Origin of the sequence: Deinococcus puniceus (genome assembly GCF_001644565.1) — a bacterium.
GTDB classification, from domain to species: domain Bacteria; phylum Deinococcota; class Deinococci; order Deinococcales; family Deinococcaceae; genus Deinococcus; species Deinococcus puniceus.
The window spans coordinates 2,840,408-2,858,880 of record NZ_CP011387.1; the positions used below are offsets into that span (position 1 = coordinate 2,840,408).

The following is an 18,473-nucleotide window of genomic DNA, read 5'->3' on the forward strand; positions in this document are numbered from 1 at the left end:
CTGCCCTCAGCCACCTAGCCCATGCCCCGCCGCCCCCGCATGTGCAAGGATTCAGGTCTGAGGTTCCCGCATGACCGACACCCCTACTCCCGCTGCAAATACGCCCACCATCACTGACATCGCCCTGCCCGAATTGGCCCTCGTGGCCCTGATCGGCGCGTCGTCGGCGGGCAAAAGCAGCTTCGCGGCGCGGCATTTCCTACCCTCGGAGGTCTTGAGCAGCGACGCCTTCCGCGCATTGGTCAGCGACGATGAGAACAGTCTGGAAGCCACTGCCGACGCCTTCGACAGCCTATTTTATATAGCGGGCAAGCGCCTGAGCCGGGGCCGCCTGACCGTGATAGACGCGACGAATGTGCGCCCAAATGACCGCCAAAAACTGGTGGACTTGGCGCGGGCGCATGACGTGTTTCCCGTAGCGATTGTGCTGGATTTGCCGCGCAGCACGCTGGAAGCCCGGCACGCGGCCCGCACAGACCGGGACTTTCCGGCGTCGGTCATCGTGCGGCAAGTGACCGAGCTAAGGCGTACCCTGCGCGGGCTGGGCAAAGAGGGGTTCCGGCACGTGTGGGCGCTGCGTTCGGAGGCGGAAGTAGACACGGCCCGCGTGCGGCGCGTGCCCCTGCACACCAATCGCCGCGAGCTGACCGGGCCATTCGACTTTGTTGGCGACGTACACGGCTGCCTGCCCGAACTGCGCGACCTGCTGGTAAAGCTGGGTTACGTGCCAGACGGCGAAAGCTTCACGCCGCCGCAGGGCCGCACTGCCATCTTTGTAGGCGATTTGGTAGACCGGGGGCCGGACAGCGTTGGCGTGCTGCGACTCGTCATGAACATGGTCAAGACGGGTGCGGCGCTGTGTGTCCCCGGCAACCACGATGAAAAGCTGAAGCGGGCGCTGGACGGCAAAGCGGTGCGGGCGCTACACGGCCTAGACGGAACATTGGCCGCACTGGAGGAGGCAGGCGAGGACTTTAAGCGGGAGGTCAAGACCTTCATCGAACGCCTCGTGAGCCACCTCGTGCTGGACGGCGGGCGGGTAGTCGTGGCGCACGCGGGCTTGCCGGAGCAGTATCAGGGGCGCAGTTCGGGGCGGGTGCGGAGTTTTGCGCTGTACGGCGACGTGGACGGCAGCAAAGACGAACTGGGCCTCCCGGTGCGCCGCGACTGGGCACGCAGCTACAAGGGCGCGGCGCAGGTCATTTACGGCCACACCCCGGTGGCCCGCCCGGTGTGGGTCAACCGCACCATCGACATAGACACCGGCTGTGCATTTGGCGGCAGACTGACTGCCCTGCGCTACCCCGAACAAGAGTTGGTCAGCGTGCCCGCCCATGCCCAGTACGCCGTGCCCCCGCGCCCGTTGGCCGAAGCTGAGGCCGAGGAGATCGCCGCCTTTGATCTCGCCACCTTCAGTCAGCCGGGGAAAATTCAGACCCGCACCTTCGGCGGAATCTTGGTGAAGGGTGGCGAGCGCATGGCCGCTGTAGAATTGTGGAGCCGCTTTGGCATAGAACCCGGCTGGGGCGTGTATTTGCCGCCTACCATGAGTCCGGTGGAAACCAGCAGCCGCACCAATTATCTGGAGCACCCCGCCGAGGCGTGGGCGTATTACCGCGCTCAGGGCGTAACAAACGTCATTTGCCAAGAGAAGCACATGGGCAGCCGCGCCGTGTTGGTGCTGGCGCGTACCGGGGAAGCGGCGCGGCGAGTCTTCGGAATAGAGGGTGCGCCAGACAGTACAGGCCGAATCTATACGCGCACCGGGCGGGCCTTTTTCGCTGGCGAGAAGACGGACTGGGAAGCTCCTGTTCTGGCCCGCGCCCACGCCGCCGCCGACGCTGCGGGCCTGTGGGAGACCCTGAAATCGGACTGGGCCGTGCTGGATGCCGAAATTTTGCCGTGGAGTTTGAAGGCCGGAGAACTGCTGCGCGGGCAATACGCCGCTGTAGGAGCTGCCGGGAATGCCGTGCTGCCCGCTGCCGCCGCTGTTTTGGCGGAGGCCGCAGAGCGTGGGCTGAACGTGACCGACTTGCAGACCAGCATCCAAGACCGTGCCGCCGCCCTGCACGCTTACCGCGAGGCCTACCGCGCCTATGTGCGCCGGGTCGAGGGCGTGGACGACGTACAGATTCGGCCTTTTCACCTGCTGGCATCGGAAGGAACGGTGCATACCGACAGGGATCATCTGTGGCATCTGAACACGCTGGGCAAACTGGCCGACGCTGATGCAGGGCTGTTTGGCCGCACCGATTTCCGCGTGGTGAACCTCAGCGATCTGGCAGCACTAGCCGACGCCGAAGCGTGGTGGTACGCCCTGACCGAATCGGGTGGAGAAGGCATGGTGGTCAAGCCGCTCACCTTTTTGGATGCCGAGAACCGCAGCCTGCAACCCGCCGTGAAAGTGCGCGGGCGCGAATACTTGCGGATCATCTATGGCCCGGAATACACCCGCCCCGACAACCTGAACCGGCTGCGGGCGCGGGCGTTGGGGGCCAAGCGGGCGCGTGCCCTGCGCGAATTCCATCTGGGGCTGGAAGGGTTGGCGCGGCTGGCAGAGGGTGCGGTCAGCACCAGCATTCAGGAATGCGTACTGGGTGTTTTGGCGCTGGAAAGTGACCCGATAGACGCCCGGTTGTAGGGCCTGCTCTGCCTGAGGCGTTGGCCCTCGCTGGTCAATACCGCCGCCGTCCCAATTTAGTCAGAAGCGGACGTTAGACTTTCTTCATGTCCACTTCAGATTCAGCCGGAACCCAACCGTCTGGCCCGCCTCAGCCTGTGCTCCTCGGCCACCCCGATCAGGAAACGAAATTTGCGGTGTACCTGTGCCCCCCGGCGGTCAGCGACCTGTACCGGGTGGGTTCGGGGTTGCTGGGCTACGACGTGCGGGCGGGCCAGCCGGTGCCGATGCCTGAATTCATGCGCCCGGACTGGCAAACCGACGCCAAACCCTACGGCTTTCACCTGACGGTCACGGAGGCGTTCAGCACCGACCCCGCCAACTGGCCCGACATAGAAGCCGAGGTTCGGGCGTGCGTGGCTTGCCTCTCGCCGGGGGCCTTTTTGGGCCTGTCCGGGGGCCGGGTAGAAGCGTGGGAAGACGGCAAAGTCTGGGTGCAGCGCCTGAACGCCAGCCCCGCGCTGACCGTGCTGCACACGCTGCTTTCGGCCCGCCTCGCGCCCTACGTGAGTGCCTCGCCCTTTGACTGGGAAGTGCGGGAAGGCAAGTATTCCCGCCCGCACGAGCAGGCCCGGATGGAACTACTGCACACCCCCCGTGGGCTGGATTCTTGGCAGCCGCACTTTACGCTGGCGCAGCCCTACAGCGGCCACGACCCCGAACGGATGCGGCATGAACTGGAAGCGCGGATGGCTCCTTTTCAGACCCAGAGTTACTCGGGGGTGACCCTGTTCGAGCGGCGGGCAGGCGAGCAGCAATGGCGTGTGCGGGCCGATATTCCGTTGTTAGGCCCCCTGATGGGGGGAGTGCCGCCGCAGGGCCTCGCCCACGAAACTTCACGCGCAGGGGCGGCGGCCTCGCCTACACTCGGAGAGATGATGAACGATAGCACCACCAACACCACTGCCCCCACCCGCAAACGAATTGTGGTGGCCACCGGAAACGCCGGAAAAGTCCGCGAAATAGAAGAAGCCCTGAGCGACCTGAACTGGCAACTGGACAGCATGGGAGCCTTCCCGATGCCCGAAGAGACTGGCGTGACCTACGAAGAAAACGCCGCCATGAAAGCCTGCGCCGCCGCCATCACGATGGGCCGCACCGCGCTGGCCGACGATTCGGGCCTAGAAGTGGAAGCCCTCGGCGGCGAACCGGGCGTGTATTCGGCCCGCTACGGCAACCGCCCCACCGACTTAGACCGCAATATGTACCTGCTGGAGCGCCTGCGTGGGAAATCCAACCGCCGCGCCAAGTTCGTGAGCGTGGTCATTTTGGCCTACCCAGACGGCCATTTGGAGTCCTACCGGGGAGAAGTACCGGGCGTCATTCTGGAAGGCCCACGCGGGGAAGGCGGCTTCGGCTACGATCCCCTGTTCGTGCCAGACGGCGAAACCCGCACGTTGGCCGAAATGACTGTGGCCGAAAAACGCGCTATTAGTCACCGGGGCCGGGCACTGGCCGCACTGATGGAAGCGCATAAGGGCGGAGAGCCGGAGCGGGAAGTGACGAGGCTGGAATAGGAACGTGGTGGGCGGATCGTAGAAAGGTCAAACCCAAACCGGAGGGGCAAGCCAATTGGTCTGCCCCTCCGTGCTGTTCACCTTTTAATCACGATCTACGTTCCACCTACTTCCCGATGTACTTGGCCCACCCCGGTTGCCAGTGTGCAAACTGCCCATGCGCGTACACGCCGAAGGTTGGGGCGCGAGGCCGGGTGCGCAGGTGCATTCCGGCCTCGTCGGGGGTGCGGCTCCCCTTACGCTGGTTGCATACCCTGCACGCGGTGGTCACGTTGTCCCAGTTATGCCGCCCACCACGCGAGCGGGGCATCACATGATCGAGCGTGAGGTCGTCGGGCGAGCCGCAGTACTGGCACGCGAAGGTATCGCGGCGCAGCACGTTGCGGCGGTTGAAGGGCACCGGATGCACGCGGGGACGGCGCACATACCGGCGCAGCCGGATCACGCTGGGCACGTTGATGGTGGTGCTGGGCGACCTGACCACGTCGCTGCTGTCTTCCAGCACCTCGGCCACCCCGTACTGCACGAGTGTGATGGCGCGTTTGGCGCTCGTGACATGCAGCGGCTCATAGGACGCGTTCAGCACCAGCACACGCGGCGCGTTCAGGTCAGGCGCAACGCGGGTGGGCGGTCTGACCGCTTCTTCTCCTCCATTCACAGTGTTGATCCCACTCGTCGGGGTGTTCATGCCCCGCATAATACGGCGCAGTTGTCAAGCAATTGGTGCGCCGGGTGGCTTATCGCTGGCCTAGCTGAACGGGAGAAAGTGGGGCGAGATCAGGCCAATGCTCAGGTCAGTCCCGGCAGCCCCAGACCCGTGATCTTCAGACCGCCGCGCATGAATTCCAGCACCCCATCGGCCACGTACTGCACGGCCAACGCGCCCAACAGCACGCCCAGCACCCGCGTGACCACATGCACCCCGGTGAGGCCAATCACGCGGGCAATCTGACCCGACAAGCGTAGGGCGAGGTAACACAGCAGCAGCACCCCGAACGTGACCACAAAAACTGCCCCCAGCAGCAGGCCGTCGCCGTGTGCGTCGCTGGCGAGAATCATGATGCTGGCGAGCGTGCCGGGGCCAGCGATGAGCGGTATGGCGAGCGGAAACACGCTGATGTCTTGGCGTTCTTGGGCTTCCTGTTCTTCTTCCGGCGTTTCCTTGGAGCCGCTGGGCCGCGCGAACACCATGTCCAGCGCAATGAGGAACAGCAGGATGCCGCCCGCCACCCGGAAGGCGCTGAGGCTGATGCCCAGATGCTCCAGCAGTTCTCGCCCGAACAGCCCGAACAGCAAGATGATGATGCCTGCCACCACCGATGCTTTGAGGGCCACCCGACGGCGCTCGAAGGCGGGGCGGTTGCCTGCCAGCCCGATAAAAATAGGGGCGAGGCCAATCGGATCCATGACCACCAGCATGGTCAGGAAGGTTTGCAAGCTGATGCTGGACAGTTCGGCCACATTCACGCCCCGTAGCGTACCCCCAAGGGCGTCACGGAAGCGTCACCCCAGGCTGAGACATAGGCCCAACACTCAGGGCCGGGCGTTGACTTCCAGCGTGCCCACCGCCGCCACCGATTTGCCGTCTACGATCTGGCGGGCCTGCACGCCCACCGTGTAGCTGTTCACGCCCGTACCTGCTTTGACGCTGACCGTGACGGGGAACACTTCGCCTGCCCGCACCTGCGTTTTGGGGAGCTGCACGGTGATGCCGGGGGTGTTGCTGTCGGCGGCCAGCGTAAACAGGCCCGGATGCGTGCTGGGCGTGTAGCCTCCGACCCGGCCCGACAGGGTGCGGGACTCGCCCACGCGCAGGCTGAGGGTGCTGATAGAGGAGCTGCGGTCAGTGGGGCCGCCCGAGGCCGACAGCACTACATAGCCGCCCGCACACCCGCTGCCGCGCAGTGCCCCGATGTCTCGCGCTCCGACTGACAGCGCAGGCATCAGCGAGGCCACCACCAGCCCCAGCCCCAGCGCCGCCCGTTTGGGCCGCCGGAAATTGAAGGCCGTGAAGCCCAGTCCACCCGGCCCCAGCACCAGCGGCATGATCAGGGCCAGCAGCGTGTGCCCCTGACAGGGATCGGTGAGCAGCGCCCCGCCCAGCGCCCGCACCCCAAACACCAGCGCCGCACCGATGCCCCAGCCCAACAGGAAGGCAGGCAGAAATTCCGCCATTCGGTAAGACGGAAATTCATTGGGAGCAGGAGAAAGCGGCAGACTCATGGGGGGAGGCTAGCGCGGCGAGGCGGGGACAAATGGGCAGGCCGGGAAATGACTGCTTCCTGTATGGGTTGGGGGCAGGTTGGAAAGTTGAGGTGGAAGGTGAACCCCCCCGTTGCGTTCGCAACGCCCCCCCTTAGAGGTGGGGACTAGAAGCAGTTGCGCTCCCCTCTAAGGGGGGCTGGCTGCAAAGCAGACTGGGGGGTTTACACGTAACCGTTGAATGTCGCTCAGCCGTCTTGACTTGTTTTGGCCGCGCAGCCCGTACACATGCCCATAAATTCCAGCCGCACTTCGGTCACAGAGAATCCTGCGGGCAGGGCCGCCGCCGGAATGCTGGGAATGGCCGCCGCGTCCACATCGAAAATTGCGCCGCAGCCCCGACAAACCGCGTGGTGGTGATACTCGCCGCCGTGTTTGTAGTCGTAGCGCGTGGCCTGCCCTGCCCGCTCGATGGTCAGCAGTACGCCATCGCGCACAAGGGCGTCGAGGGTGCGGTACACGGTGCCGAGGCTCACGCTGGGCAGCGATTGCCGCACCTTGCCATGAATCCACGCCGCGTCAGGGTGGGCACGCGAGGCCTGAAGCACCTCGATCACCGCCTGCCGTTGCCGGGTTTGCCGCACCATCGTCATAGAGGAAGAATAGCAAATGAGAAGCGGGGCAAATGGGATGTGGGAGTAGGTCTAAGGGTCGAGGGTCTAAGATGCTGGGGCGCTGCTGTTTTTGGCTGACCAGATCAGCCGGAAAAGGCGTCCAGGGTGGCCTATCTTGGCTTAGGCCATGTTTGATATGGGCTTGCTACTTGCTGCAAGGTGCGTGTAGAACACCGTTCGCTGCGCTGACCCACCTCCTCCCACATCCCATTTGCCCCAGTAGGCCAGAGAGTCGGGGCAGTGCCGCGCAACGGGGCCGCTTCCCCTTTCCTCTACCCTATTCCTGCTAGGCTCTTTGCTTGCCCGTGACCTGTGTTGTCGCTGCGGCTGGAGGCTGTATGAGAAAGAGTTCCACGATGGCGGCCCTGACTGGTCTGCCCCTGCTACTGATCGCCCTGTACGCGCTGAGCATTTTGCTCGCCAACCTGACCCTCAATACCTTTATTCCGCTGCCTGTGTACGGCCTGCTGAGTGTAGGCACCATTTTCTTCGCGGCGGTATTTACCCTCCGTGACCGCATTCACCGGGCGGGGGGCTTGCGGGCCGTGTATATCGCCATTGCGCTGGCGCTCCTGGTCAATACGCTGTTCGCCCTCGTTACCGAGACGCCTTGGCGCTTTATCGGGGCGTCGTTTCTGGCCCTGCTGATCGGAGAACTGGCCGATACGGGCGTGTATCAGCGCCTCATTCACCGCAACTGGTGGACACGGGTCTTGGCCAGCAACGCTGTGAGTGTGCCGCTGGACAGCGTGATTTTTAACCTGCTGGCCTTCTGGGGCGACATGCCCACAGGCCAGATCGTGCAGATCATCTATGCCGATATTCTCGCCAAGTTCCTGATCGCCGCCGTGTTCGCCTTCCGGGTACGCCGGGGGGCGCGGCTAGCTGTCTGAACTTGCAAGAAGTCTGAACTTGAAAGAACCTGCCCCCGCCACAGCATCAGCCTTGGCGGGGGCAGGTTTTTGATGCGGTTGAATCTTGCTTTTAGAGTCCCAGCATTCCCCGGTAGCTCTCCACAATCGCTGCGCCCCAGATCAGGGCCACCACTGCGCCGAGGGCCAGATACGGCCCGAACTTGACGCGGTTTTCGCTTTTGAGAGCCAGTTGCACGACGCCGAACAAGGCTCCAGCGAAGACAGCCACGACCACCGCCACCAATAAGCGCTCCCAGCCCAAAAACGCACCGATCACGGCGGCCAGTTTCACGTCGCCGAATCCCATCGCGCTGGGGTCGTAGGGGGCATCGTCTTCGGCGGGTGCATCGGCTTTGGCTGTGCGGAGAAATTGAATCCACCAGTACAGGCCCGCCACCAGCGACACCGCGCCCGCTGCGGCCAGTGCGCCCTGCACCATCAAAATCAGGCCCATGCCGTAGCCTGCGCTGCCCAGCATCACACTCACCAGAAAGCCGCCGATGGTCAGCAGTTCGGGAATACGCACCACACGCCGCGCCGCCAGATTTATGCCCACCGCCAGCAGGCCCACGCCCGCGCCCCACCACGGCCCCAGCCACGCCCCCGCCGCCAGCGCCAGCCCAATCTGCTGGTAGCCGATGGGAAAATCAGGGTATTGGCGTTCTTTAAACCGCCTCAGCACCCACGAAGCCAGCAGGTCTATGCTGACCAACAGGCCCGCGCCCAGCAGCGCTCCGTTCACGGCTTCCGGCAAGTTGGGCAGGTTGTATTCGGCCCCCGCCGCCCGCGCCCCGAAGAAGGCGAAGACCAGCCCCAGCGCCACGCCGGGCAGGGTCAGTTCGTCGGGAATGGTATAGGTGTCGAGGTCTATGGCGCTGGCGACCAGCAGCAGCGTAAACAGCACCATCAGGCCCAGTGTGCCCACGCCGTAGACCGCCAGCGGAAACAGGGCCGCGATGACGCCGTAGCCGAGGCCCGTCAGCAATTCCACCACCGGATACCGCCGTTTGATAGGAGCGCGGCAGTAGCGGCACTTGCCCCCCAGCGCCAGCCAAGAGGCCACAGGCACGAGGTCTAGGGGTTTCAGGGCGTGGTCGCAATGCGGGCAATGGCTGGGCGGAAAGGCGATGTTTTCGCCGCGTGGCAGCCGCCAGATCAGCACATTGGAAAACGAGCCGACCAGCAGGCCGAACACGGCGGCGCACACCACCACGAAGACGTCGAGATTCACCCGGAAAGTGTAGGGGAAGGGGCGTCACACGGGTCTGTCAGGGCGGAAGTGGAGCTGGATTGAAAGGCCTGTTCAGATGGTGACGGCACAGGCTTCTCGTTCTCTGGCCCCTTGTGCTGATGAACGTGATTCCGGCTCAGTGGATGCAGCCCTGTGAATGCCGCTCCGCTCCGGCCCTCCCTTCTCTCCCCCAGTTCATCCGGCCCCGCTACACTTGCCCGTATGCCCCGCCCCCTGAAGTTCCTGCTGGCCCTGCTGCCCTTCTTGCTGGCGTCCAGCGCGGCCAGAGCTGCCCGCCGTCCCCGCAAGTCAGCCCAGCCCGAATGACGGCCTCAATAGTGTGGCGCTCCGTGCTGTATGTGCCCGGCGACAAGTCGAGGGCCATAGAGAAGGCGCGTGGACTGGGCGCGGACGCCGTGATTCTGGACTTGGAGGACGCGGTGGCTCCCGAAGCCAAAGCGCAGGCACGGGAGAATGTGCGGCTGGCACTGCGGGCGGGCGGCTGGCGCGTGCCGGTGCTGGTGCGCGTGAACGGACTGGGTACCGAACACGAACACGCAGACCGGGAAATGGCGTTGCTGTCGGGCGCGGCGGGTCTGGTGCTGCCCAAAACCGAGGACGCCCGTGCTGTGGCCGCCCTCAGCTTGGGCCTGCCGCTGTGGGCCATGATCGAAACGCCTGCCGGGGTGCTGAACGCCGCTGCCATTGCCGCCGTACCGGGTGTGGCAGGCCTATTGGTGGGTGCAAACGATTTGGCCCGCGCCCTGCGAACTGGGCCGCACCCCGAACGCTTGCCACTCTTGCACGCCCTGTCTGCGGTGGTGCTGGCCGCCCGCGCCGCCGGAAAAGTGCCGCTGGACGCCGTGTTCAATGACATTACCGATGGGGAAGGGTTGGCCCGTGAATGCGCTCAGGGCCGAATGCTGGGCTTCGCGGGCAAAACGGTGATTCATCCGGGCCAGATCGCGGCGGCCAATGCCGCGTATGGCGTGACCGCTGCACAGGCCGACGAAGCCCGCGCCCTGCTGGGTGCGTGGGAAACCGCCCGCGCAGAGGGCAAAAGCGTGGCCACCTATAGGGGGTCGCTAGTCGAACAGATGCACGTGGACGCGGCACGGGATAACCTGACCTTGTGGGCACAGCAGACGCAACCGGAATCAACCTCTTGACCGCTCCCGCCCCAGCTCCGGCCCGCGTGGTGGTGGTGGGCGGCGCAAATGTGGATTTGAAGGCACACACGTTGGCCCCGGTGATCTTGGGCACCAGCAACCCCGGCCTGACCACCCAAACCGCAGGCGGCGTGGCCCGCAACATCGCCGAGAATCTGGCGCGGCTGGGCGTGGCGGTGTCGCTGGTCAGTGCGGTGGGCCGCGACAGTCTGGGCGACGCCTTGTTGGACGACTCCAAGCTGGCGGGCGTAGACGTGCGCTTTGTGATGCGGGTCAACGAACACCTGACGGGCACGTACATGGCCACGCTGAACCATGAGGGCGAACTGCTGGTGGCCGTGTCCGACATGACGGTGCTGAGCGTGCTGACCCCCACCACCCTGCATGACCGCCGGGCCGTGCTGCGCGGCGCGACGTGGGTGGTGGCCGACGGCAATCTCACAGAAGCTACGTTGCTGCACCTGATGAAGTTGGCCGCCGAAGCAGGAATCCCGGTGGCGTTCGAGCCAGTGAGTGTGCCCAAAGCACTGCAAATTCAGTCGTGTATTCAGGCCGGATTTCCGCCGCATACCATCACGCCCAATCTGCTGGAACTCGGCGCACTCGTAGGCCGCGACGTGCCGGACAGCGTGGCCGACATCCGGGCCGCCGCAGAGGAGCTGCACGCACAGGGGATTGACACCGTGTGGGTGCGGCGTGGGCAGTTGGGCAGCCTGCTCTCTATGCCCGGAACTTACACCGAACTTCCCACCATTCCCGCCAAAGTCGCCGACGTGACCGGAGCCGGAGACGCGATGCTGGCGGCCTACCTCGCTGCACTGCTGGCAGGCGTGGCCCCCGCCGAAGCCGCCCGTCAGGGCCACGCCGCCGCCGCCCTGACGGTGGAAAGTACCCATACGGTTTCTCCGACCATGACGCGGGAAGCGGTGTTAGAGAGGCTGGAAGGGAAGTAGAAAGTAGATCGTGGGAAAAGCGCGGGTGGGCAGAAAGATCAAGGTTTTTAGCTGTGAACGTTGGCAAAAGCCTAGAGATTGACCTCACTTCTCCACACTCCTACCCCGCCACCGGCTCCCCGCCCCCCTTGACGCGGTGGTTTTCGGCCCACACGTATCGGGCGGCCAGCGTGCGGTACGGTGCCCAGCCTGCCAGCACCTCGGCGGGCGGCGTGTGCGGGTGTAGTCTCGCCAGCCCCTGCCGGAGCGCGAGGTCGCCCATGCTGAACACGTCGGGGCGGGCCAGCGCGAACATCAGGAACATTTCCACCGTCCAGCGGCCTATGCCGGGCAGCGGAATCAGGGCGGCAATCACGGCTTCGTCGGGCAAAGTAGACAGGTGGGCAAAATCCACCCGGCCATCCAGCGCGGCGGCGGCCAAGGCCTGCACCGTTCGAACTTTGGCCCAAGACAGCCCGAACGAGCGCAAGGTTTCGCCGTCTGCGGCGATCAAAGCCTCTGGCGTGATGGTGAGGGGAAGGCCTGTCTGGGGATCAGGCTCACCCAGCGCGGCCACCAGTCGCCCGTGAATACTGGCCGCCGCCTTCACGCTCAGTTGTTGCCCGTTCACACTGCGAATAAGCGTGCCAAACGGGTCGGACGTGGGCACGAGTACAGGCAGGCTGCCCACGTGGGCGATGACTTGGGCCAGCAGCGGGTCACGCGAGAGGTGCAGCAGCGCCGCCGCATGGTCGGTGAGCGGCAGGTCGGGCAAAGGCAGAGCTTCGGGCATCTGTGTATTGTGCAGGCCAGAAGAAAGCCCTGTTTAAACTGTCGCTGTGTTCAACCGGGCTACACACCCAGTCATCTTCCCATCACATTTATCAGGTATGGATAGAGGCATGAAGTTCTCACGCTCCCTGATGCCCGCCCTCGCCGTCCTGCTGCTGGCCGGAGCCTCGGCCCAGACCACCATCGGCGGCATGACCATTACCCGCCCGGTTCCAATCTCTCGCCCTGCCCCAGCCCCCACGCCCAGCGCCGCTTCTTCCAGTACAGCGGCCAGTATTCCGGCAGGCTGGCGCGAGTTGCGCGGGCAGGTGCTGACGCCCAGCCGAACGGCCTTGCCCGCAGGCAGCACGGTTACGGTGGTCATCGAAGACGTGTCGTTGCAAGACGTGGCTTCCAAGCAACTGGTCAGAATCCAGTTCAGCACGCCGCGCCTGCCCGCCTCTTACCAGATGGTGTACAACCCGGTGCGCTTTTCGGCGGGCCGCAGTTACGCGGTGCGGGCCACTGTGACCGACAAGAACGGCAAACTCTTGTACGTGACCGACACCCGGACGGAACTGCCCACCGGAAACCGGGCCGTGCTGGACGTGAAGGTGGTTCGCGTCCGCTGAGGAGGGCTGAGCCTCACCCCCCGATTCGCCGTTTCAGCCAGTGAAAGCTGTCTTTGGGCGTGCGCTCCTGCGTCTCGAAATCCACGTACACCAGCCCGAAGCGTTGCGAATATCCTTCGGCCCATTCGAAGTTGTCCATCAGGCTCCACGCGAAGTAGCCGCGCACGTCGGCTCCACGCGCAATGGCGGCGGCAACGGCCTCCAGATGCGCCTCGTGGTAGCGGCTGCGGGCCTCGTCGCGCACACGGCCATCTATCAAGACATCGGGCTGAGAACAGCCGCTTTCGGTCACGTAAATCGGCGGGCAGTCGTCGCCGTAGCGGGCTTTCAGGTCGGTCAGCGTTTGTGTCAGGGCTTCGGGCACCACTGACCAGCCGAAATGGGTGCGCTCTCGGCCCGGCACGCCTTCCACTTTGGCCCCAAAGGGCGACTGCGGGTCGGCGGTCACGTGGTCAGGCTGATAATAATTGACGCCCAAAAAGTCCAGTGGCGCGGCGATGGTGGCGAGGTCGCCGGACTGAATCAGGTTCAGGGCCTCCGGCGCGTGGGTACTCACCAAGTCCAGCACTGCCGCCGGGTACTGACCGCGCAGGAGGGGATCGGTAAACAGGTGATTGTGCAGCGCGTCCAGTTGCGCCGCCGCCTCATGATCGGCGTCGCGGTCGGTGGCGGGCCACGCGGGGGCGTAGTTGTTGGCGATGCCCACCTGCCGCGCCCCGGCTTCCCGCAAGGCCCGCACCGCCATGCCGTGTGCCAGCAACTGATGGTGCGCCGAAGCGAAGCCGCCCGCCAGCCCCAATTGATGCCCCGGCGCGTGAATGCCCAGCATGTAGCCCAGCGCCATCACCACGAAGGGTTCGTTCAGGGTCATGAATCCGGCGGCGCGGTCTGCCAGTTGTTCGCCCACCGCAAAGGCGTAGTCCTCGAAGCGGTGGGCGGTGTCGCGGTTCAGCCAGCCGCCGTCGTCTTCCAGGGCTTGCGGCAAATCCCAGTGAAACAGCGTGGGCCAAGGCTGAATGCCCGCGTTCAGGAGTTCGTCGGTGAGGGCGTCGTAAAAGGCCAGTCCCGCCGCGTTGGTGCGCCCCCGGCCTTCGGGCTGCACTCTGGGCCAAGCGATGCTGAAGCGGTAGGCCGTGAGGCCCAGTTCCTTCATCAGCGCCACGTCCTCCTTGTAGCGGTGGAAATGGTCGCAGGCCACGTCGCCCGTGTCGCCGTTCTTGATCCGGCCCGCCGTATGGGAAAAGGTGTCCCAGACGCTTGCGCCGCGTCCGCCCTCTGCCACCGCTCCCTCGATCTGATAGGCCGCCGTCGCTGCTCCCCACACGAATCCCGCCGGAAGATCGCTCATGGGGTTAGGGTAGCGCGGGGAGCGGGTGAATGGAAAACCGCCCACTGAAGGGCGGCGATTCTGGGGAGTGCGGTGTTCTTTCGGCTTATGCTTCCCGCTGCCCGGTGACCCAATAGCGCACGCGCTCGGCGATGTTTTCCATGTGGTCGCCCACGCGCTCTAGGCTGCGGCCCACGCGCATCAGCATCAGGGCCTTAGAAATGTTGCGCGGGTCTTCCAGCATGTAGGTGACCAGTTCGCGCTGAATCTGCTCGTACAGGTCGTCTACTTCGTCGTCCATGCCAATCGTCGCTTCGGCGCGGGTCACGTCGCGGTCTGCGAGGGCGGTGCGGAGGTTTTGGCTCATTTCACCGAGGCGTTCCAGCATGCGGGCCAGATTCACGTAGCGCTTGAGGGCCGGAGCCTGAGCCAATTCCGAGCCGTCTTTGGCAACGTGCACGGTGTAATCGCCCATGCGCTCGATGTCACTCAGGCTCTTCAGGATCAGCGCCACCATCCGCAGGTCGCGGGCTACCGGCTGATGCAGGGCGATAATCCGCAGGCATTCGGCCTCGATTTGGGCTTCCTGCGCGTCCACCTCACGGTCTAGGGCGCGAATTTCCTCTAAGCGCTCGGTGCGCTCGTGCAGCAGGATGTCGGCGGCGATGGGCAACATGCGCTCCACAGTGCCCAGCATATTCAGTGCGCCGTTCAGCACGGCACGGAGGTCGGATTCGAGGGCTTCACGCATAGGGCACTCCTGAAGAACAGTCCGGGGAAAGCCGGAACAAAGGGGAAGGGGGATGCAGCGCGGGCGGCTCCGGGCAAGACTACACGCCGTATGAGAGAAAACTTACCATTTGGCGGGGCAGATCCGGGTCAGGGCTGCGTCAGCCGATGCCTGCTACACCCGGCAGAGTAAAGCAAAAGGCGTTCTGCTGGCCTTCGCGCTCGGCCCACGCCTGCCCGCCCCAGCCATGCACGATGCTCCTCACGATATACAGCCCCATGCCGCTGCCCTGCCCGGTGGCCCCTTGCCCGCGTGTATGGGCGCGAAACAGGTTCTCGGAATCCGAGATGGCGGGGCCGTGATCCAGCACCGCCACCTCGACCCACGTGCCGCGCTCGGCAGTGCGGACATGAATGGGCTGCCCGTTGGGGCCGTATTTCAGGGCATTCTCGATCAGGTTCAGCAGCACTTGCAGCAGTTTGTCGGGGTCGGCCCGCACCAGATGGTCTTGCCCAAAGGTCAGGGTGGCTTGCCGCGCACTCAGATCGGTGCCCAGCAGGCGTTCGGCGCGGGCAAAGGCCTCGGCCAGCGGCAGAGTGCGGGCGCGAGTGGGGCGGAAGCCTACCGCGAGGTCTTCCACCAGCCGGGCCAGTCGCTCGGTTTCCTGCAACCCTTGCCGCACAAAGTTCTGGGCCAGGTCGGTGGGCATGTCGTATTCCAGCGCCTCCAGCACACCGCGCAGGGCAGCCACCGGGGTACGGAATTCATGCGAAAGCACCGCGGTGGCCTCGCGCAATTCGGCCTCGCGGCGGCGGTGGTCGGTCACGTCCTCCACGATCAGGGCGCTGTGAACGCCGTCGCGGGTGGCGGTGCAGCGCAGGGTGCGCCCGCTGACCTCCAGCTCCATTTCGCCGCCGCGCTCTGCGAGGGCTTCCAGCGTATGCCGCCGCACGATTTCCAGCACCGGGCGTCCGGCGGCGCGGTCTTGCGGCACGCCCCACAAGCGGGCGGCGGCGGCGTTCACGCGGGTCACGCTGCCCGATTCGATCAGCAACACGGCTTGCGGCAGGGCGTCCAGCCAAGCGCCCTGCACGGGATCGCCTTGGGGCAGATCACCTTCTGACCGGGCTTGCGGGGTCATGCGGCGTCTGTCCATGGCCGCATCCGGTAGCCTTTGCCGCGCACCGTTTCCAGAAAGTCAGGCCGGGTAGGATCGTCGCCCAAATGTGCCCGCAGCTGCGTCACGTGCTGATCCACCGTGCGCTCTCCGCCCAAGAAATCTGCCCCCCACACGCGGTCTAGCAGTTCGGTGCGCGAGTAGACCCGGCCCGCGTGCTGCGTCAGAAAGGCCAGCAGATCGAACTCGCGGCGGGTGAGGTTCAGGCGTTTGCCGCCCATGCGGGCCTCGGCGGCGCTGATGTCCACGGTCAGGGGGCCATTGGTCAGCGTCTGGGGCGTATCGGGCAGGGTGCGGCGCAGCAGGGCACGCACCCGCGCCACCAATTCTGCGGCACTGAACGGTTTGGTCAGGTAATCGTCTGCTCCGGATTCCAGCCCTTCTACCCGCTCGGCCTCGGCGGCGCGGGCGGTGAGCATCAGCACGGGCAGGCGGCGCAGTTCGGGGTCGCCTCTCAAGCGGCGCAGGAAGCCCAGCCCGCTTTCTCCCGGCAGCATCCAGTCCAGCACCAACGCGTCGGCCTGCGCCAGCGCTTCCTCGGTGCCGCGTGTCGATTCAAAAGCCGTGACGCGCAGGCCCGCCCGCTCCAGATGAAAGCGCAGGACATCCCGAACCGTGCCTTCATCTTCAATCACAACAACGTGGCTCATTGCCCTCATTCTGCCGTGTCAGGTCAGGCGGGTGTCAGGGAGGGGGATTTCAGGGGTATGACGGGCGGTGTAAGGGTCTAGGGTCTAAGGAAGGGCGGAGGGGCAATCGCGTTGCTTGCTCACCCCCTCTGCTTCGCAGCGGTCAGGCGTGCCCATGCGCGTCCGTTCACGATGACAGTCCGTTCTGATCAAGAAGCTCTGCGAGTCCTCAGCCCCCTCACGGGAAAGCGCGCAAAAAACCAGCCTGCACCGTTCCCGCCCCTGTCCGTGTGAGGCCGTCGTCCACGCAGTGGGCGGGCCAATTCCAGTTCAGAGGAAACTGGCGATTCCGCTTCAAAAGAACGAACAAGCCGGGTCTGGGCGCGACAAGATCAATCCTCCCGAGCGGAGCGACAAACTCCCCTGCACCCTTTGGGGGCGGGGGCTGGGGGGTGGGGGAAGGCGTGGCAGCAAGCCAGCAGACAGACTTAGCTTTGCTGTAGAAGGCGCAGCAGCTATTCGCACTGCGGCTTTTCCTCAGACCCTTAGACCCTTAGACCCTTCGACCCTAGACCCTTAGACCGTCCCCAAGCCCTCGGCCCTGAAACGCCCTTTACGGCCCGTACTTCCCCCCGTCCGGTAAGGCTTCCCCGGCGTGTATGGCGCGGGCCACACTCAGGGCTTGCGGCAAATCGGTGGCGGCGTACCAGCCTTCTTCTAGGCCGCCCTCCGGCTTGGTGCGGTAGGCGCACAGCGTCGGGCCGTAGCTGCACGCGCCGAGGCAGCCGCTTTCGGTGAGGCGCAGGCTGCCACCTTTTTTGTAGTAGGCCAAAGATTCGCGCTCCAGAGCGTTCCAGAGGGCGCGGTGCAGCAGCGCAGAACCCCGCGTTTGGCAGCTTTGGCCCTGACAGACCAACAGGTGTCCGCGCGTAGAAAAGTAGAGGGGGCCAGACATAGATGCTTAGGCTAACGGCACGGGCGGGGGTAGATTGGGTGCAATGCCGCTCCGAAGCCTGCTGTTGGCCCTGCTGATTACCTTCATCTGGGGCGTGAATTTTGTGGTGATCAAGCTCAGTGTCACGGACGCCCCGCCGTTGTTGGTGGCCGCGCTGCGCTTTGCGTTGGCCGCGCTGCCCGCCGTGTTCTTCATTCCGCGCCCAGTCATGCGCTGGCAACTGCTGGTGGGCTACGGCTTGGCGGTGGGCGTCGTGCAGTTTGGGCTGCTGTACCTCGCCATTCAGCTGGGCATGAGCGCGGGCCTCGCCAGCCTGCTGATGCAGATGCAGGCCTTCTTGACCGCGCTGCTGGCGGCGGCTTTGTTGCGAGAAAAACTGGGGCCAAATCAGGTGCTGGGCATGGCGCTGGCCTTTGGGGGCATGGGCGTCATAGGCCTGTTGGCCGATCATCAGACCAGCCTCATCGGCTTCGGGCTGGTGTTGGTTGCGGCGGGCGGGTGGGCCGTCAGTAACATCTTCGTGAGGTCGGCGGGCAATGCCAACATGCTGAGCCTCGTGGTCTGGTCGGCCCTGATTCCGCCCCTTCCCCTCACGCTGCTGGCGGGCGTCACCAGCGGTTGGGACGCGGTAGGCCGCACCCTCACCAGCAGCGGCCCCGGCTTTTGGCTGGCGGTGGCCTTCATGGGCTACTTCAATACCGTGTTGGGGTTCGGCATCTGGAACTGGCTGATTCAGCAGCATGGGGCCAGCCGGGTCGCGCCGCTGTCGTTGTTGGTGCCTGTGTTCGGCATGCTCAGCAGCGCCCTCTATTTTCAAGAAACCTTTCCGCCGCTCAAGGTATTGGGCGCGGCGTTGGTGTTCGTGGGCCTGATCGTGCATGTGTTCGGGGGCGTGTGGTTAGGGCGCTGGCGGGCGGTGCAGGGGTAAGGGAT

At 64.9% G+C, this 18,473-nt stretch carries 18 protein-coding genes; 7 read left to right on the forward strand and 11 right to left on the reverse strand.

Going from position 1 to position 18,473, the window contains the following annotated elements:
* The first annotated feature begins 70 nt into the window (after positions 1 to 70).
* Together SU48_RS13185 and rdgB are read left to right on the forward strand one after the other, a co-directional pair.
* A complete protein-coding gene (locus tag SU48_RS13185; protein WP_064015648.1) occupies positions 71 to 2,641 on the forward strand; it encodes a polynucleotide kinase-phosphatase in 2,571 nt (856 codons plus the stop codon).
* Between the two features lie 917 nt (positions 2,642 to 3,558).
* A complete protein-coding gene (rdgB, locus tag SU48_RS13190; RefSeq protein WP_064016053.1) occupies positions 3,559 to 4,197 on the forward strand; it encodes an RdgB/HAM1 family non-canonical purine NTP pyrophosphatase in 639 nt (212 codons plus the stop codon).
* A 106-nt stretch (positions 4,198 to 4,303) separates the two neighbouring features.
* Here the strand turns inward: rdgB and SU48_RS13195 are convergent, their stop codons facing one another.
* The 4 genes from SU48_RS13195 to SU48_RS13210 all read right to left on the reverse strand — a co-directional run bounded on the left by SU48_RS13195 (position 4,304) and on the right by SU48_RS13210 (position 7,052).
* Complete coding sequence (locus tag SU48_RS13195) at positions 4,304 to 4,894, reverse strand: HNH endonuclease (protein WP_231881632.1); 591 nt, start codon at positions 4,892 to 4,894, stop codon at positions 4,304 to 4,306.
* A 92-nt stretch (positions 4,895 to 4,986) separates the two neighbouring features.
* Positions 4,987 to 5,664, reverse strand: coding sequence for a MarC family protein (locus tag SU48_RS13200; protein WP_082869778.1), 678 nt, complete (start codon positions 5,662 to 5,664; stop codon positions 4,987 to 4,989).
* 66 nt (positions 5,665 to 5,730) lie between these two features.
* Complete coding sequence (locus tag SU48_RS13205; RefSeq protein WP_064015649.1) at positions 5,731 to 6,420, reverse strand: hypothetical protein; 690 nt, start codon at positions 6,418 to 6,420, stop codon at positions 5,731 to 5,733.
* 227 nt (positions 6,421 to 6,647) lie between these two features.
* Entirely contained in the window at positions 6,648 to 7,052 is a 405-nt protein-coding gene (locus SU48_RS13210) for a Fur family transcriptional regulator (protein ID WP_064015650.1), read from the reverse strand.
* A gap of 359 nt (positions 7,053 to 7,411) precedes the next feature.
* Here SU48_RS13210 and SU48_RS13215 point away from each other — a divergent pair, with 359 nt between their 5' ends.
* Positions 7,412 to 7,966: a VUT family protein gene (locus tag SU48_RS13215; protein WP_231881633.1), complete on the forward strand. Its 555-nt coding sequence runs from the start codon at positions 7,412 to 7,414 to the stop codon at positions 7,964 to 7,966.
* A 91-nt stretch (positions 7,967 to 8,057) separates the two neighbouring features.
* Here SU48_RS13215 and SU48_RS13220 read toward each other — a convergent pair whose 3' ends face one another.
* Entirely contained in the window at positions 8,058 to 9,218 is a 1,161-nt protein-coding gene (locus SU48_RS13220; protein WP_064015652.1) for a prepilin peptidase, read from the reverse strand.
* 323 nt (positions 9,219 to 9,541) lie between these two features.
* On the opposite strand from SU48_RS13220, the gene SU48_RS13225 reads away from it, so the two are divergent.
* Together SU48_RS13225 and SU48_RS13230 are read left to right on the forward strand one after the other, a co-directional pair.
* A complete protein-coding gene (locus SU48_RS13225) occupies positions 9,542 to 10,387 on the forward strand; it encodes an HpcH/HpaI aldolase/citrate lyase family protein (RefSeq protein ID WP_064015653.1) in 846 nt (281 codons plus the stop codon).
* Entirely contained in the window at positions 10,351 to 11,340 is a 990-nt protein-coding gene (locus tag SU48_RS13230; protein WP_231881634.1) for a carbohydrate kinase family protein, read from the forward strand. Before SU48_RS13225 ends, SU48_RS13230 begins: the two co-directional genes overlap by 37 nt.
* A gap of 100 nt (positions 11,341 to 11,440) precedes the next feature.
* On the opposite strand, the gene SU48_RS13235 is transcribed toward SU48_RS13230, so the two are convergent.
* Positions 11,441 to 12,112, reverse strand: a complete 672-nt coding sequence (locus SU48_RS13235) for a DNA-3-methyladenine glycosylase family protein (RefSeq protein ID WP_064015654.1) — start codon at positions 12,110 to 12,112, stop codon at positions 11,441 to 11,443.
* Positions 12,113 to 12,221: 109 nt separating this feature from the next.
* Between SU48_RS13235 and SU48_RS13240 the strand changes: the two genes are divergently transcribed.
* Complete coding sequence (locus SU48_RS13240) at positions 12,222 to 12,722, forward strand: YbaY family lipoprotein (protein ID WP_231881635.1); 501 nt, start codon at positions 12,222 to 12,224, stop codon at positions 12,720 to 12,722.
* Positions 12,723 to 12,735: 13 nt separating this feature from the next.
* Here SU48_RS13240 and SU48_RS13245 read toward each other — a convergent pair whose 3' ends face one another.
* The 5 genes from SU48_RS13245 to SU48_RS13265 all read right to left on the reverse strand — a co-directional run bounded on the left by SU48_RS13245 (position 12,736) and on the right by SU48_RS13265 (position 17,540).
* A complete protein-coding gene (locus SU48_RS13245; RefSeq protein WP_064015656.1) occupies positions 12,736 to 14,070 on the reverse strand; it encodes a GH1 family beta-glucosidase in 1,335 nt (444 codons plus the stop codon).
* A gap of 85 nt (positions 14,071 to 14,155) precedes the next feature.
* On the reverse strand, positions 14,156 to 14,800 hold the full coding sequence (gene phoU / locus SU48_RS13250; RefSeq protein ID WP_064015657.1) for a phosphate signaling complex protein PhoU: 645 nt from the start codon (positions 14,798 to 14,800) through the stop codon (positions 14,156 to 14,158).
* Positions 14,801 to 14,939: 139 nt separating this feature from the next.
* Positions 14,940 to 15,920, reverse strand: coding sequence for a sensor histidine kinase (locus tag SU48_RS13255; protein WP_064015658.1), 981 nt, complete (start codon positions 15,918 to 15,920; stop codon positions 14,940 to 14,942).
* Complete coding sequence (locus SU48_RS13260) at positions 15,917 to 16,606, reverse strand: winged helix-turn-helix domain-containing protein (RefSeq protein ID WP_064015659.1); 690 nt, start codon at positions 16,604 to 16,606, stop codon at positions 15,917 to 15,919. Before SU48_RS13260 ends, SU48_RS13255 begins: the two co-directional genes overlap by 4 nt.
* 592 nt (positions 16,607 to 17,198) lie before the next feature.
* Entirely contained in the window at positions 17,199 to 17,540 is a 342-nt protein-coding gene (locus SU48_RS13265; protein ID WP_064015660.1) for an NAD(P)H-dependent oxidoreductase subunit E, read from the reverse strand.
* A gap of 43 nt (positions 17,541 to 17,583) precedes the next feature.
* On the opposite strand from SU48_RS13265, the gene SU48_RS13270 reads away from it, so the two are divergent.
* The gene (locus SU48_RS13270; RefSeq protein ID WP_064015661.1) at positions 17,584 to 18,468 is read left to right on the forward strand and encodes an EamA family transporter; all 885 of its coding nucleotides are present in this window, start codon (positions 17,584 to 17,586) and stop codon (positions 18,466 to 18,468) included.
* Positions 18,469 to 18,473: the final 5 nt, after the last annotated feature.

Excerpts from the sequence above, each read along its gene's own strand:
- SU48_RS13185 (WP_064015648.1), top strand. The coding sequence starts at position 71 with ATGACCGACACCCCTACTCCCGCTGCAAATACGCCCACCATCACTGAC.
- rdgB (WP_064016053.1), top strand. The coding sequence starts at position 3,559 with ATGAACGATAGCACCACCAACACCACTGCCCCCACCCGCAAACGAATT.
- SU48_RS13195 (WP_231881632.1), bottom strand. The coding sequence starts at position 4,894 with ATGCGGGGCATGAACACCCCGACGAGTGGGATCAACACTGTGAATGGA.
- SU48_RS13205 (WP_064015649.1), bottom strand. The coding sequence starts at position 6,420 with ATGAGTCTGCCGCTTTCTCCTGCTCCCAATGAATTTCCGTCTTACCGA.
- SU48_RS13210 (WP_064015650.1), bottom strand. The coding sequence starts at position 7,052 with ATGACGATGGTGCGGCAAACCCGGCAACGGCAGGCGGTGATCGAGGTG.
- SU48_RS13215 (WP_231881633.1), top strand. The coding sequence starts at position 7,412 with ATGAGAAAGAGTTCCACGATGGCGGCCCTGACTGGTCTGCCCCTGCTA.
- SU48_RS13225 (WP_064015653.1), top strand. The coding sequence starts at position 9,542 with ATGACGGCCTCAATAGTGTGGCGCTCCGTGCTGTATGTGCCCGGCGAC.
- SU48_RS13235 (WP_064015654.1), bottom strand. The coding sequence starts at position 12,112 with ATGCCCGAAGCTCTGCCTTTGCCCGACCTGCCGCTCACCGACCATGCG.
- SU48_RS13240 (WP_231881635.1), top strand. The coding sequence starts at position 12,222 with ATGAAGTTCTCACGCTCCCTGATGCCCGCCCTCGCCGTCCTGCTGCTG.
- SU48_RS13245 (WP_064015656.1), bottom strand. The coding sequence starts at position 14,070 with ATGAGCGATCTTCCGGCGGGATTCGTGTGGGGAGCAGCGACGGCGGCC.
- phoU (WP_064015657.1), bottom strand. The coding sequence starts at position 14,800 with ATGCGTGAAGCCCTCGAATCCGACCTCCGTGCCGTGCTGAACGGCGCA.
- SU48_RS13255 (WP_064015658.1), bottom strand. The coding sequence starts at position 15,920 with ATGACCCCGCAAGCCCGGTCAGAAGGTGATCTGCCCCAAGGCGATCCC.
- SU48_RS13260 (WP_064015659.1), bottom strand. The coding sequence starts at position 16,606 with ATGAGCCACGTTGTTGTGATTGAAGATGAAGGCACGGTTCGGGATGTC.
- SU48_RS13265 (WP_064015660.1), bottom strand. The coding sequence starts at position 17,540 with ATGTCTGGCCCCCTCTACTTTTCTACGCGCGGACACCTGTTGGTCTGT.
- SU48_RS13270 (WP_064015661.1), top strand. The coding sequence starts at position 17,584 with ATGCCGCTCCGAAGCCTGCTGTTGGCCCTGCTGATTACCTTCATCTGG.